At 39.6% G+C, this 16,291-nt stretch carries 10 protein-coding genes; 8 read left to right on the forward strand and 2 right to left on the reverse strand.

What is annotated here, in order from left to right:
- The first annotated feature begins 188 nt into the window (after positions 1-188).
- Positions 189-2,003 carry a BACON domain-containing protein gene (locus I6J03_RS05105; RefSeq protein ID WP_003007884.1) on the forward strand — a complete coding sequence of 605 codons (1,815 nt, stop codon included), beginning with the start codon at positions 189-191 and terminating at the stop codon, positions 2,001-2,003.
- 841 nt (positions 2,004-2,844) lie between these two features.
- Positions 2,845-4,683, forward strand: coding sequence for a BACON domain-containing protein (locus I6J03_RS05110; protein WP_039990189.1), 1,839 nt, complete (start codon positions 2,845-2,847; stop codon positions 4,681-4,683).
- Positions 4,684-5,711: 1,028 nt separating this feature from the next.
- Here I6J03_RS05110 and I6J03_RS05115 read toward each other — a convergent pair.
- Entirely contained in the window at positions 5,712-7,004 is a 1,293-nt protein-coding gene (locus I6J03_RS05115; protein WP_201694201.1) for a DUF3472 domain-containing protein, read from the reverse strand.
- Positions 7,005-7,150: 146 nt separating this feature from the next.
- Positions 7,151-8,137 carry a flotillin-like protein FloA gene (gene floA, locus I6J03_RS05120; protein ID WP_039990084.1) on the reverse strand — a complete coding sequence of 329 codons (987 nt, stop codon included), beginning with the start codon at positions 8,135-8,137 and terminating at the stop codon, positions 7,151-7,153.
- A gap of 680 nt (positions 8,138-8,817) precedes the next feature.
- Here floA and I6J03_RS05125 point away from each other — a divergent pair.
- Genes I6J03_RS05125 through I6J03_RS05150 form a run of 6 tightly spaced genes read left to right on the forward strand, consistent with a single transcriptional unit; the run spans position 8,818 to position 16,241 of the window.
- Entirely contained in the window at positions 8,818-9,165 is a 348-nt protein-coding gene (locus I6J03_RS05125) for a hypothetical protein (protein ID WP_157600484.1), read from the forward strand.
- A gap of 20 nt (positions 9,166-9,185) precedes the next feature.
- On the forward strand, positions 9,186-12,602 hold the full coding sequence (locus I6J03_RS05130) for a response regulator (RefSeq protein ID WP_003007894.1): 3,417 nt from the start codon (positions 9,186-9,188) through the stop codon (positions 12,600-12,602).
- A gap of 8 nt (positions 12,603-12,610) precedes the next feature.
- Entirely contained in the window at positions 12,611-13,420 is an 810-nt protein-coding gene (locus tag I6J03_RS05135) for a CheR family methyltransferase (RefSeq protein WP_002996808.1), read from the forward strand.
- Positions 13,421-13,432: 12 nt separating this feature from the next.
- Positions 13,433-14,014 carry a chemotaxis protein CheB gene (locus I6J03_RS05140; RefSeq protein ID WP_115169790.1) on the forward strand — a complete coding sequence of 194 codons (582 nt, stop codon included), beginning with the start codon at positions 13,433-13,435 and terminating at the stop codon, positions 14,012-14,014.
- Positions 14,015-14,018: 4 nt separating this feature from the next.
- Entirely contained in the window at positions 14,019-15,647 is a 1,629-nt protein-coding gene (locus I6J03_RS05145) for a response regulator (RefSeq protein ID WP_003007901.1), read from the forward strand.
- Positions 15,648-15,707: 60 nt separating this feature from the next.
- Positions 15,708-16,241 (forward strand): plastocyanin/azurin family copper-binding protein, encoded by a 534-nt coding sequence (locus I6J03_RS05150; protein WP_003007903.1) that lies wholly within the window; start codon positions 15,708-15,710, stop codon positions 16,239-16,241.
- Positions 16,242-16,291 lie beyond the last annotated feature (50 nt).

A 16,291-nucleotide genomic window follows, 5' to 3' on the forward strand; every position in this document is an offset into this window, starting at 1 on the left:
ATAGTAAATCACTCTATTCCTTAGCAATATTGTATCGAGAAAAATAAAGTGTATTAACTATATGCATTTTACATTAACAAAACAGCACAAAACCGACTTTTTAACTTAAGACTACTTTCCGAATATGGAAGAGCAGATCAATAGTTCTAAAATATTTTTACAAAGTAGCATATAATTATTAACGAATTATGATGTCCAGATTTGATTTATTAATCTGTCTCTTTATTCTTACGACTTTATCAGGCTGTAAAAAGATTGATATTCCAAATAAAGAAACTAAGCCTGACGAACAGCAGGTCACCCTGCGTTTGCTAATGCCGCAAAATAGCAGCAATCTGGGTACCTATGCCATCAGCGAGATCGATCAGAACAGTATCCACGGCTTAGATGTACTGGCTTTCCGTGTGGCCGATGACGGAAAGGAATACTATGCTTATCACAAGAAGGCGGTATTATTACGTCCCGGTGACAATGCAACAACGATAGACTTCCATGTGGATCTGCTCAAGAGTACAGACAAATTTCGTTTTGTGCTCATTGCCAATGCAGCAACACAACTGCAGACCGCCCTTAACGGTCTGGCCGCCAATGCCGAAAAGGAAACGTTGATGACCCGTATGGAGTATGGGGTCACGACCAAATGGAATGCCGGCAGTTCCGGTAATTTTACTCCGCTGCCTATGTGGGGAGAGAGTATGATGATCGATGGTATCAACAACAATACTCAGAAATTTAGTGTGAACATGCTCAGAAGTCTGGCCGCCATAGATGTGAAGGTGACGGCCAATGATTTTGTGATGACACAGGTGTATGTATACAATATGTCCGGCAAAGGTCTAATAGCACCTGTTGGGGGTAACTACGATGCCGCTGAATATAAGGTCAAGGCTCCCAGCATACCTGCAGGCACAAACAAGCTTGTAGCCCAGCCTTATACATCGGCTACAAATACGTTGGCAGGCGAAATCTTTCTTTTTGAAAGTACGGCACCGGGCAATACAGGTGACAGTAATGCGACAGGACTGGTTATAGCAGGCAAGTATGCCGGTAGTAGTGACATTACCTATTATCGTGTGGAACTCACCGATGATCAGCAAAAGCTGCTGCCTGTACTGCGCAACCACCGATACGCCATTGACATTACAAAAGTACATGCCGCAGGTTTCTCCAGCCAAGCACTGGCCTGGGCCAGTAAACCTGTAAATATGACAGCCACCGTAACCGCCTGGAATGAAACCTCAGTAGCTGACGCAAATATACCAGCTGTACAGTACCTAAAGGTAGCTATCCCAAAAGTAGAACTGAGCGGTTTGCAGGGCCAAACAACTTTCACCATATGGACCAATGCGCCTACGCCTGCGGTAAACCTGGATTTGCCAACGTGGCTGGTTAAACTGGACGAAGACAGGGATGGTGATAAAATTACCTACTCGTTTCATGTCGACGAAAATAACAGTGCGACGGCAGTACGGTCGTCAACTATTGGTGTGCGGGTGGGTAGTATCATTGGAAAGCTAGAAGTAAAACAGGGGGCCAGGCCTATTGATCTGGGGTCCGGTTTCGGCTTTTATGTATTTGCTGGAGATGTGCCCGATGCCGGATTTTGGTATAAGGTGGCAAATGTAGAAAAAAGCATTTCTTCACCATTGGACGCATCTTTAACACAGAAATCAGGAGACCCTTATCCTGAGAGTTGTGTGGCTATTTGGGGACAAGGTGCCAGGTTACCTACGTTCACTGAACTTAGGCAGTTAATGCCAACTGATGCTAATGCACGTAAAGAAATATATAAGACTATTAGTGATGCCGGCGGAACAGCCCTATTGGATAACGCTATTGATCTGTGGATATATATGTCTTCCTCTGCCAGACCCTTTTATGCAGATCAATACAGAGCGATTAAAGCAGGCGGTGCAGCAGAGGAAAATTTTTATAGTAAATCCGGAGGATGGAATAATCAGTGGTATGGAAATTCCAGAGGTCGATGTGTACTATCTAAATAATATACATTGAATAACCGGAAAAATCCGTATAAAAAAGTATACCATTGTCGGGCTTGTTATATTAAGGAGACAGACCTTTTCTCTCTCCTTCCTAAGGAGAGATCCCGGTAAACCGGGAGAGAGGTTAATGATTAAAAGTTGGAAGCAACGCCAGCTAATGCAACGGGCTTTATCCGGTATGCTGTTACTACTTTTGGAATACTCTTAACCGATCATACTACCTTCATTTTTTCGGATAAAATATGTATTTTCCGGACAGACCATTACGTAAACATAAGTTTAATCAATGCTGTCTTATACTCCGCTATACAGCCCGAATCTCTAAAGTGACTTCACTATCATGACCTGTTAAAATGACTCTACACACAAATAAAAGAAGAAACATAAAGATCTGTTTTGCTTATAAATAAATACCTTCGAACAAAAAATATGGTCAATACAAATTAGATAAGCCTGCAGACACAGTTAAAATTTGAGCGAACAATAGCCCTGTATAACGTATGTAATTGCTGTGCAATTACATACGTTATAGCTGCTTTTTCCAATCATTTAATTAATCGTAGCCAGACTCTGACAGAATTGATCGCATAAAGAATTACCGTCTGCATATTGTTTTTTCAGAATACACTTTATTGGCTATATATAAATCAATCGGAATAGTAAGTCCCCTTATTCGTTACAGATATTTGTAGCGGGAAAAATAAAGTGTATAAACATAATACACATTTGGTTTTAAAAACATAATAAATTTTACTTCTTAACTTGACTACTTCCGGATACAGAAGGGCAGATCATATGCTCTGAAATATCTATATAGCGTAGTCCATAACTATTAATGGTGATGATCAGCAGATTTGATATATTAATCTACATCTTTATCCTTATTACATTGTCAGGCTGTAAAAAGATCGACAGTCCTGAACAAGAGAGCAACTCCGGTGAACAGCAGGTAACCCTGCGCTTACTTATGCCTCAGTCAGATAATAAAGCAGGCACCTATGCCATCAGCGAGGCCGATCAGAATAGCATCCATAGTCTGGATGTACTGGCCTTCCGTATAGCCGATGACGGAAAGGAATACTATGCCTATCACAAACAGGCAGTATTATTACGTCCCGGTGACAATGCAGCAGCAGTAGACTTCCATGTCGATCTGCTAAAAAGTACAGACAAGTTTCGTTTTGTCCTCATTGCCAATGCGGCAACACAACTGCAGACCGCCCTAAGCGGATTGCCGGTCAATACCGAAAAGGAAACATTAATGAGCCGTATGGAATATGGGATTATGACCAAATGGAATGCAGGCAGTTCCGGTAATTTTACTCCACTGCCTATGTGGGGGGAGAGTATGATGATCGATGGCATCAACAACAACACTCAAAAATTTAGTGTGAGCATGCTCAGAAGTCTTGCAGCCATAGATATAAAGGTGACGGCCGATAACTTTGTAATGACACAAGTGTACGTATATAATATGTCCGGCAAAGGTCGAATAGCACCTGTTGCGGGTAACTACGATGCCGCTGAATATAAGGTCAAGGCTCCCAGCATACCTGCAGGCACAAACAGGCTGACCGCCCAGGAATACACATCGGGAACGACGGGTCTGGCCGGTGAAATCTTTCTTTTCGAAAGTACGGCACCGGGCAATACAGGTGATAGTAATGCGACAGGACTGGTTATAGCGGGCAAGTATGCCGGTAGTAGTGACATTACCTATTATCGTGTGGAACTCACCGATGATCAGCAAAAGCTGCTGCCTGTACTGCGCAACCACCGATACGCCATTGACATTACAAAAGTACATGCCGCAGGTTTCTCCAGCCAAGCACTGGCCTGGGCCAGTAAACCTGTGAGTATGTCAGCCACCGTAACTGCCTGGAATGAGGTTTCGGTATCTGACTCAAACATAGGTGCCCCACAGTTTTTAAAATTAAGTATGGACAGTGTTACAATAAAGCGTTCGGCACAGACCTTATTATTAGAGGTACGCACCAACGATTTGTCTGCTATGACACTAACCGATATTCCGAATTGGATAACTGTAACCCGTCAGAATGATGCGGAAAAGGCAACTTTTACATTAAAAATCCCAACTTATACCAGTCCATTGCGAGTACGTGTTGCAAAACTTGCTGTCAACGCCGGACGGATCAAAAAGATCATCACGATTATTCAAAGTCCTCCACCGATAGATATAGGGCTGCCGTTTCTGGTCAGTGGAAGTAATCTGTCGGGAGAGAAAATTCCCTGGTATAAACGAGCTAATGTAGAGTATGGAGTATATGTAAATTCGGACGCTTCTCAGACACAGAAGCCAGGTACTCCATACCCGGAGAGCTGTGCTGCACTAGGCGCAGGATACCGATTGCCAACATACAATGAACTTATTCAGCTCGTACCTCCAACTTCTCCCTCCGAAAGACAGAATATAGATTATCAACTTGGAATTAAAGGTGGCTTAGCAATAAATAATGCAAGTTATATTACTGCATATTTGTCATCCTCTACATCTAGTTATCAGGGTAATAATAAATGGTACTCCGGTTTAAGTAATGGTTCAGGCGGTGCAGGTACTAATGGTGTATACTCACAAATAACCTATCCTAAAAGTGATTATGTATGGAATTACGAAATAAGTCGCTGCATTATGTCAAAAAGCGATGCGCCACCCCTGTAAGTATATAAAACAATATGAACAACCGATAACCGGAAAAATCCGTATAAAAAAGTATACCATTGTCGGGCTTGTTATATTAAGGAGACAGTCCTTTTCTCTCTCCTTTTCAAGGAGAGATCCCGGTAAACCGGGAGAGAGGGTGAAACGAATTCTCCAGGTGTATTGTTTTATTAACGTAGTATCTGTTACTAATTGTCCTGTAAACTTAACTAGTAAACTGTTGGCGGGTACGCCAACTGATGCAAAATATATGCAAACGCTCCCTTTATAGACTTATAAGTTTATAACCTCTTAACATTAAACAGCCAATCAAATAAGCATTATTATTTTATTAAAAAGATCTTCACGAATATTCCTCACTCTTTTTAGTCTGTAAGTTTGAATTAATAAAACGGTTTCGTATTGGATCATACAAAATCTACTATCATTTTACCTTATTAGTTACAGATAAAATCCAGATAAAAAAATTAAAATTAGTGTGTTGTGTTTTTGCCCTTTAATTTCCTACATCAAGGACAGATTTTTAGACAAGCGATCTCTGTCGATGTAGGAAACCGGGCATATTTTATAAATAATCGGCGATCATAAAGTCAATGTCCTTGTGGACATAACCTTTATCTTTATGCACACATACTACAACGATTTATAACTGGCATGCGCAGGTACAGAGATAGTTAAATGAACGATCACGTCAGCTTTAAGATGATATCGAATTGTATACAGAGTTTCTTATGTCTTTCTTTGTATAATATCTTGTAAATAAATGTTGGTTAAAACGAGGAGATGAATATCAGCACAAGCACTTGCTGACATGAGTCTTTACCGGTTGAAAATAGTTTTGGTTCTTACAACTACTCACTTGCATAGGTAGATATGAATACAATCTTATTCCATAAGATTTTTGCACTAAACTATAGGACCTGAATTTTCAACCACAAGAGTCCGGAATAATTTCCGGACTCTTTTACTATTGTCCATTTATATGTATCCAAGCAGATAATTTCCGGTATATGGGAATCTAAGCTATGTTATTTGACAGGTAATTTATCTATATCAATCTGCGGAGCTTTACCTTTGGAAGGGCGTTCAAATTTCGAATCAACAACAGTTTTGTTTTTAAAAAAACCACAATTTCTCAAATAAAAAGCACCATTCGCTACTCCGCCGGCATAATCCAGGCGATATCCCTTGCGGGCTGTCTGATCTGCTGTAAATTTAGCTTTTGTACATTCTACCCAGTTCCCCTTTTGATCGCGCACCCATTGATTATCGAATTTAACGACACGCTCATAGATTCCTTGATTGGGATTGAAATTTTCCAGAAAAGAGTGAAATCCTTTAAGATAAGTGTTTGTTTTAGGTCTTTCAAACTGAGCGATCAATTGCCATTTACCCTTTTCAGGAGCATAGAACCAGGCCGTATATTCGGTATAGTCATTTGCTACAGGACGGCCTCTTAACAAAAATTTGTAGGTATTACCTGTAATCCAGTTATAACGCAGAAAACTCTGACCTCCGGAACCTTCATTTCCGAATTCACCTGTATATACACCTTCACCTTTAGCTTTCAGTATAATTTTGTGATCATCAGGAATAGATTTCGGATCGTCCGTTGTAAAAGGACTCCATACGGAAAACAGAATTCTGCGTTCAGTCTTACTGTTTACCTGCATACCGAAGTATCCTCCTGAAAAACCATTAGCCATGTAATAGGATCCTTCCACATCATTACCCTTACCCACGGTAACTTCGTTATAATAGTATTCTATATTACCATCAGGCTGATTGTAACCGAGGTGTACAGAAGGTCCTCTACGTCCCCAATAAAAGAAATTACCTTCATTATTGGGTACAAAATTGGCTGAAGCTATAAAAGATGCAGTGCCTGATACCTCATACCCTTTGATAGCAGCAAAGTTTGCTTTCGGACCTAACGCTTTTAATACCACTGCATAGTATCCGGAGTCTTTCACCGTCCAGTGCCCCAGACTGATGGCCCCTGTATTCTTTACAGTAATCTTCTTTTTCTGCTGTCCGATACTGATCTCATACTCTCCACCTTTGTTTACAGCATCAATGATTATATTCAGATCAAAATCTCCTTTTTTAGCAAAACGGACAAAAGTCTTAAAATGTATTGCAGGATCATTCCATGATTGGATACCCTCATCCGTTACCAGCCCTTTACTATCCGGTAAAGACGGGTATTGCCAGGTATTACCTGCTATCGGCAGGAAAAATTTAGTTGCACCTTTTTCAACGATTTGCTGCGCAAATACGAAAAGAGGTCCTAAGAAGAGAAACAGCATTAGTTTTTTCATATTCATATATTCAGATTTGAGCTAAATATAAAGGAAACATCTTCAACTCATCTCCTGATAAAAAGTACAAAAGCACAAAAAAACCGATTGCGGGTTAAGCAATCGGTTGATTATTTTTATAATATTTCTATTACAATATGATCAGATTATTTCTGACTGCCTTTATCTCCGGAACCCGGACGGGCTATGGAAGATCGCATATCCGAATCGGCTTGTATATTTTGCATCTTGTAATAATCCATTATTCCCAGATTTCCATTTCTGAAAGCCTCGGCCATAGCGAGCGGAACCTGAGATTCTGCTTCAATTACCTTTGCTTTTGCTTCCTGTGCCTTCGCTTTCATTTCCTGCTCATTGGCGACAGCCATGGCTCTCCTTTCTTCAGCTCTGGCATTGGCAACTTTCAGATCGGCTTCTGCCTGATCTGTCTGCAGCTTGGCACCCACGTTGTCACCAATATCAATATCTGCAATATCGATAGAAAGAATTTCAAATGCAGTCCCGGAATCCAATCCTTTAGACAATACAGTCTTGGAAATACGGTCCGGATTTTCAAGTACTTCTTTATGATTCGCAGACGAACCGATAGTCGTCACGATTCCCTCACCTACACGGGCAAGGATCGTTTCTTCGCCAGCCCCTCCTACCAGTTGATTAATATTTGCACGAACGGTAACGCGTGCTTTAGCAATCAATTGAATACCGTCTTTGGCAACAGCTGCTACAGGTGGAGTATTGATAACCTGTGGATTCACCGACAACTGTACAGCATCAAATACATCACGTCCTGCAAGGTCAATAGCAGTAGCGAGTTTAAAATCTAACGGAATATTAGCTTTATCAGCAGAAATAAGTGCTTTGATTACTCTATTGACATTTCCCCCGGCAAGAAAATGTGTTTCTATATCATTGGAAGTAATCTTTAAACCTGCTTTTGTAGAAGTGATCATTGCATTTGTCACCAGAGAAGGTGGCACTTTACGAAGGCGCATCAATACAAGATTCAACAAACTAATCTTCACATTGGAAAGTTGCGCTGTGAACCACAAATTAACAGGCAAAAGATACAACAGCAGAAAAAAGGCAACAATGCCTCCGATAATAAATAATACTAAGGAAATTTCGGGATTCATAACTCTTTTTAATTTCAGATTCCTTAAAGATAACATAATTTATTTAAATCTCTTCCGATCTGTTTCCCCATTAATTTCCAAGAATTAAAAAACAACATTACTAGTTGATTTACAGCTACATAATGGAAATAAAAAAAATCCACATTAGAATAAAACACAAAAAATATAGTGTAATTTTATATCAGTTGTAAATGAACTCTATTAACCGGATTATTGATCTTATGTAGTGTTAAAAAATGAATATTTTCCCTGTTTTTGATCAGAATACCAAGCAGGTAGCTTTTGGTCATTATACTTTTGCCCAATCAGGATGTAGAAACCCTGATGCGATATGCCATAAACCTATTCTGAAAAAGAATATATCCACTAAAAACAGAACACTTCGACTTTGGAATTTTCAGTCAGAAGCAGATCGCCGGATCCGCATTCCGGATTGGCTTTTACAACCGGACTACAGCTATCCCAACATTCCTGAAAAAGCTACAGACATACTCTCCTCTCTGTATAGATTTCTTATTAAAGAGGCGCACCATGTAGCTTCAAACGCTCTTTTTACGTTACACTTTTGCTGTAATCGTATAGTAAATGTGCTTTTCAGACATATAAAACAATACATAAGCACGCAATTGACAATATTCGCAACTTCCTTTTTTCTAGGTTTTTCAGACTTTACAAAAAATATGTTGCAGAATAATTGTAAAAAAACAGCATCAGAGAACAAATTAATATCACATTTCAGTAAAATTTTTAGAAAAGGAAAAACTATCTTTGGTATCGTTTTTGGGGATCAACCTAATTTGTACCGTCAAAAAAATAAGGCGACATCAATATCTAAAATTAGCATTGATATTAACCTGAGAAAAACGACTATCTACTATGAAATTCAAATGAGTGGGGATGATTGTTCTGAATTTATAATGATATTCAATATCAAAAAATTTGGAATTCAATCAGCTAATTCCCATTCCTTATACGACAAAGAGTTATCTGCTAAAAGTCAGACTTTAGGCAGTTATGCTCTTATTTAATCTTATTCTTACTTTGAGAAATGAATAAAATCAACTTTAAAACTCAGGTCACGATAGGAATTGTTATTGCATTCTTAATGATTTTGTTTGCAGTAGTATTCTTTTTTATTTCCTTTGACAGAAGTATCCGGTTTAATGATGACGTAATCGGTCAGTCAGAGCAGAAATTCAATACCATCAATAATTTAGAGATCAATCTGGGGATCGTCAATAACAACAAGCTGTTGTATGCGAATAGTCAGGATCCAAGGATGCTCGATATTATAAAAAACAAACATCTTATCATCGATGAAGATCTAAACGAACTATTCCAGACTACCGAATTTTATACACCCAGCCACCGTACAGAAGTAGCTTTCCGGGCTGAAGTCGAGACATTCTTAGATAACCGGAAACTCAAAAGGGATGTTGAGATCAACAAAAATGCCGTTATTCAGGACATTATACTGGATTATGATCAGCTACACAAACAACTGACTACTATTATCAACTCTGTAGTAGACAGCAGAGCAAAATATATCAAACAAAACAATGATCACCTGAAGATAAGCCGATTTATTACTTATGGACTTGTCATTCTTGGCCTCGGAATTATGATCTTTCTTTTTGTGCGTGTAAATCAGGTATTCTCTGTACTCCGGAGAACATTACGAAAAGAACAGGAAAGCTTTGAAAAACTCAAATTGCTGGGAGATCAGATAGAACAGTCCAACTGGGTACTGGAACAACTCTCCAGACTGGATTCTGAAGTAAGAGGTAATTACAACGAAATGCAGTTAGGTAATTATGCGCTGGCCTGTATTTGCAGAACGATCCATGCCCTTGCGGGAGCCATATATTTTAAATTACCTGAAGGCGAAGGTTTCAAATTAACCGGAACTTTCGGTACGGAGCAAAATGCTGTTCCGGAATATCTGGATACCAATTCAGGATTGCCGGGAGAAGTAATTACTCATCAGCAGCATAAAGTAATTGCAGCTGTGGATAACAACTTACTGAAAGGTCACAGTATTCTGGTGGGCGATCTGGTGAGCGATATTCACATCATTCCGTTTATCTATGAAGATGAGACCGTAGGCTTATTAGAAATCTGTATCCGTGATTCAGATGAACATAAAGGCAAAGTGAATGCTTATCTCGATAAAATAGGCAATACTCTGGCTATCGCGATCAAAGTCACACAGGCACATGATAAGATGGCCGAAATGTTTGAAGAACTGCAACAACAAACGGAAGAGTTAGAGGCGCAGCAGGAAGAACTCCGGACAACCAATGAGGAACTCATCTATAAAACCAATCTTCTGGAAGCCTCAGAAGAGGAGTTACGGGTACAGCAGGAAGAGTTAACCCAGACAAACAATGAGCTGGAAGAAAAAGCGAAATTGCTGGAACTTAAAAATGAGGATCTCGACAAAGCCCGCAAGAATATTACAGATAAGATCAATGAAGTAGAGCAGGCAAGTAAATACAAATCCGAATTTATGGCAAATATGAGCCACGAACTCCGGACGCCGCTCAACAGTATTCTTATCCTGGCCAAATTATTAAAAGATAACAAACACCATAACCTCAATACGGATCAGATAAAATATGCAACTGTTATCCACAGTGCAGGCTCTGATTTGTTGCACCTGATTAATGAACTTCTGGATCTTGCAAAAATCGAATCCGGACAGATTGATCTGGTCGAAGACCATATTGATATCCATTCATTGACCAGAAATATTGAAGGATTATTCAGAATTTCGGCAGAAGAGAAATCTATTAATTTCAAGACCACTATTGATCCGGAAGCTCCCTCTACATTTCTGTGTGACGAATACCGTCTGGAACAGGTTCTCAAAAATCTGCTTTCCAATGCATTCAAGTTCACCTTAAACGGAGGCAAGATAGAATTGGCATATAAACATGTTAACAGCAATATTCATTTTATCGTGCAGGATGACGGAATCGGAATTGCACCCGAAAAGCAAAAACTGATCTTCGAGGCTTTCAAACAGGAAGATGGATCTACCAGCAGAAAATATGGTGGTACAGGTCTGGGATTATCCATCTGCCGGGAACTGGCCACGCTGCTCGGCGGGCGCATATCGCTGGAAAGTGAGCCTGACAAAGGAAGTACATTTACTTTTATCCTTCCTTACAGACCTGCTCAGAAGAATGATATTCCTGCGGAATATGAAAATAAAGCGATCGAGCCGGCTCCGGTCAGTGAGACAACGCCTGTCACTGTTGAAGAGAAAGTCTCTGTAAACAGTAAAAAGAGATTGCTCATTATAGAAGATGATGTCAATTTTTCGGAAATTCTGAAAGATTACGCAGTGGAACATGGATTTGATCCGAGTGTGGCTTATAATGGTAAAGAAGGACTGGAAACAGCTATCCAGACTCAGCCGGATGCCATTATTCTGGATATAATGCTTCCGATAATGGATGGATGGGAAGTGTTGAAAAAACTCAAAAACGACGATAAGACCAAAGATATACCAGTACACATGATGTCGGCAGCTTCTCTTCATAAAGATGAGCCTATCAACAAAGGGGCAATAGGTTTCTTAAGAAAACCGGTTACCGAAGATTCTTTGGAAAATGCATTCAAAACAATAAAGTCACTTATCTCCACCCCCCTCAAACGGGTACTGATCATTGAGGATCATACCTTACAGAGTGATTTTATCAAATCCTCTCTGAACGAACGCAATACGGTGGTAGATCAGGCTTTCAATGCAGACGAGGCAATGGAAATCCTGGCTGCTAAAAAATCATATGACTGTATTATTCTGGATATCAACCTTCCTGATAAATCAGGATTGGAATTACTGGATGATATTAAAGCTATAGACACCTATCAACATACGCCGATTATTATTAATACGGCTATGGAACTGTCTCAGGAGAGTACGGAACGTATCTTAAGACATACACAGGCGATGGTACTTAAGTCGGGAAAATCCAATACCCGTCTCATCGATGAGGTCAACTTATTCCTGAACAGACTCAAGAGTAATAAAGGTACCCAGAAAATACCTACCCACAGTAAAGGGGAAGTGATCATGGAAAAAGCGCTTGCTGGTAAGAAGGTATTGATAGCAGATGACGATATGCGTAATGTATTTGCTCTGAGTACAGCATTCGAAGCGTACAACATGCAGATCGAGATCGCGAATAACGGTAGAGAAGCCTTACAGCTGCTGGACAAGTACCCGGATTTTGATCTGGTCCTGATGGATATTATGATGCCTGAAATGGATGGATTTGAAGCCATAGAAAAGATACGTGAAAATAAAAAGTTTGCCCAGCTTCCTATTATAGCCGTCACTGCAAAAGCAATGAAAGGTGACCGGGAAAGGACTATACAGATCGGCGCGAATGACTACATCAGCAAGCCTATAGATCTGGACAAACTAATATCATTAATGCGGGTTTGGTTAAGTTAGATTGAAAGATGATTTCATTTTCAGAATTAGAAGAATTAATAGAATTAGTAAAGAATGTAAATGGCATGGATCTTTCCGGATATTCCAGAGCGTCCCTGAAACGGAGAGTGACACGCCTTATGGAAATCGACAGAATGGATTTGGTGGCCTTAAAAACGGCATTGGTAAACACTCCGGGTTATTTCAATCATTTTATAATCGAGCTGACTGTAAACGTTACCGAAATGTTCCGGGATCCATTCTTTTACAAAGCAATGCGTGAAGATGTATTCCCGTATCTGGCCTCCTTTCCAAGGATCAAAAGCTGGAGTGCAGGTTGTTCATCGGGAGAGGAAGTGTACTCATTGGCCATTGTTTTAAAAGAAGCAGGGCTATACGACCGGTCTTTTATTTATGGAACGGACATTAATAATATCGTACTCGAACAGGCTAAAAAAGGCATCTATTCTTTACAGAAGATTAAGGATTACTCAGACAATTTTCTGAAATCGGGAACCGTCCATTCCTTGTCCGATTATTACACCGCTATGTATGATGCCGCATCTATCAACAACGACCTTAAGAAAAACATTTTATTCTCTTCTCACAATCTGGTTTCAGATGGTGTATTCAATGAATTTCAACTTATCACCTGTCGGAATGTATTGATTTATTTCGATCTGGAATTACAACAGAACGTGATCAGACTCTTCTATGAGTCTTTGTGTCTTTTTGGATTTCTTTGTCTGGGTTCAAAAGAGACTTTGCATCATCAGGAGATTGCATCCAAATTTAAACTGATCAACAAAAAATATAACATTTACCAGAAAATTGCATAGTACGATAGAGATATGAATCACCCGAAGATCATCATATTAGCCGGATCCGCCGGAAGTTACAGTGTTTTAGTAGAAATCCTGAAATATCTGCCTGCGGATATGTCTATTCCGGTTATCGTCATTCTTCATCGTAATGCAAAATATGAAACCAATATAGAAAGCAGCTTATCCAAAAAATGCAAAATCGAGGTGAAGATTGCAGAAGATAAAGAAAAGATACAGACAGGAGTAGCTTACTTTGCTCCTCCCGGCTATCATTTACTTGTAGAGCCGGATTATACGTTTTCTCTGGATTCGTCTGAACCTGTACAATTTTGCAGACCTTCTATTGATGTCACAATGGAATCTGCTGCAGATGTATACCAATCTGGCACCTGCGGCTTTTTGTTTTCAGGAGCCAATCAGGATGGTGCAGACGGATTAGCCTATATCAAAAAGATGAATGGCACATGCATTGTGCAAAACCCTGCCATAGCAGAAATATCCACCATGCCGGAGTCGGCGATAAAACTGGGTGCCTATCATCGCATTATGGATAACAAAGGAATTATTGATTTTATATTAGATCTACACAAACAAAACATCAAGAATTAGTAACATGAAAAAGCTAAATCTGTTAATTTTAGATGATAAAATTGAGAACATCATTAGTTTAAAAGCCCTGTTAGAAGATATTGAGGGATTAAACATCCTGAGCAGTTCGGATCCTAATGAAGCACTGAGACTATGCTGGAAAGAGGATATCGCTATTGCACTGATTGATGTTCAGATGCCTGAAATTAACGGTTTTGAATTTGTCTCTATTCTCAAGAGTAATCCCAAGACCAGAGAAATCATTGCCATAATGGTCACCGCTATATCTAAAGAAGACAAATATCTGATCCAGGGGCTCAACAGTGGGGCAGTCGATTATCTGTACAAGCCCTTAAGCCCTGAAATCACTATTGCAAAGGTCAAATCCTTTATGCAGCAAGTATTGACCCAGCTTCAGATCAAAGAAAAAAATGCGGAACTGGAGCAGTCCAAACTGGAGCTTATCCGATCCAAAGAGGAAGCGGAACAAGCCCGAAAATCAAAGGAAATCTTCCTTGCCAATATGAGTCATGAGATCCGTACACCCATCAACGGCATCATGGGGATCACACAGATGCTCCGCAGTTCGACACTCTCCAGTGAACAAAAGGATTGGGTAAACCGGCTGGACAGTGCTTCCCATTCGCTTTTATTAATTATCAATGATATTCTCGATATTTCGAAGATAGATTCCGGAATGATGAAACTGGAATTTGAGAACCTGGTATTTCAGGATTTATTTGATGATCTCAATAAAATATTCAAAATAAAAGCAGCGAATAAGAATCTCGAATTTGAGATGAATATTGACAGCGATCTGCCTACTTATGTCAAAACCGACTCACTACGTCTGCAACAAATCTTAAGCAACTTTATCTCCAACGGTTTGAAATTTACCGAAAAAGGTAAAGTAACCCTAAGTATCAGGATACTGGAAGTAAAAGATAACAGTTATTTTATCCGGTTCAGTGTGAAAGATACAGGAATCGGGATACGTGCGGAATCACTCAATAAAATCTTTCTGGCCTTTGAGCAGGCTGATGATGGTATTACCAAAAAATTCGGAGGAACAGGACTTGGGTTAGCGATTGTCAAAAGACTTGCTGATCTTTTCAACGGATCTGTAGATGCTACCAGTGTCTATAATGAAGGCAGCGAATTTTCCTTCCAGTGCTGGTTTGAAAAAGCTGAAAGTTATGATGTGACAGACTCAAAAATAGAACAACTTTATACACAATTACCTAAGTTCGAGCGTTTGATAGTTTTAATTGCAGAGGACAACGATCTCAATAGTTTTATGCTTTCCCATATTCTGAAAAGCTGGGATTGTGAGGTGGATATTGTCAAAAATGGAAAATCCGCACTGGAAAATGTGGAAAATAAAAATTATGACTTAATCATGATGGACACACATATGCCTATTATGAGCGGCTTCGAAGCAATCAAGGAAATCAAGAATCACGCAGACCCTGTCAAGGCTAATACGCCTATAATCACCATTTCTGCATCTGTTTTGGAATCCGAACAAGCAGAAGCCTATGAGGTCGGAGCCGACGGCGTGATCGGAAAACCCTTTGATGCTATAGACCTGTATAATCGTATTATCGAAGTAATCGAAAAGAAAAAGCAAATTAAGTTGGGCTTCAAGAACTGATAATTTAGATAAACCATAAATATTGCATATTTTTATAAAAGTTTAAATACATAGTTCACAATGAAAAAATTATTTATTATTCCTGCTTTAGCTCTTGCTGTAGCGTTTACATCTTGTGGCGGTGAAAGCAAAAAAACTTCGACAGAAGGGAATACAGAAACAACAAGTACAGAAACACAGACCCCTGAAGAAACTGTACCGGGCATCGAAAATATTGCGATTTCGAATACCCTTTCTTTAGAAGGAAATGATCAGATGAAATATGACAAAGATCTATTTCGCGTAAAAGCCGGTGAGCCTGTGGAATTGACTTTTAAAAATGCAGGTCAGCAACCTAAAGAATCAATGGGACACAATGTCGTTATCCTGAAACCAGGTACTGATGTCGCTACTTTCGGTGGTGAGGCAGCAGGAGCAGCAGCAAGCGAATATATTCCTAAATCTTCTGCTTCATCTATTATTGCACACACAAAATTATTAGGTCCGGGTGAAACAGATAAAATCACCTTCACATTGGAGAAAGGTGTTTACTCCTTTATCTGTAGTTTTCCGGGTCACTTCGGCATTATGCAAGGTAAAATCGTTGCAGAATAATCAGACTTTAAAAACAACATAAGAAAAGACACCTTCCGGGGTGTCTTTTT

Source organism: Sphingobacterium spiritivorum (assembly GCF_016724845.1).
In the GTDB taxonomy this organism is placed as follows: Bacteria; Bacteroidota; Bacteroidia; order Sphingobacteriales; family Sphingobacteriaceae; genus Sphingobacterium; species Sphingobacterium spiritivorum_A.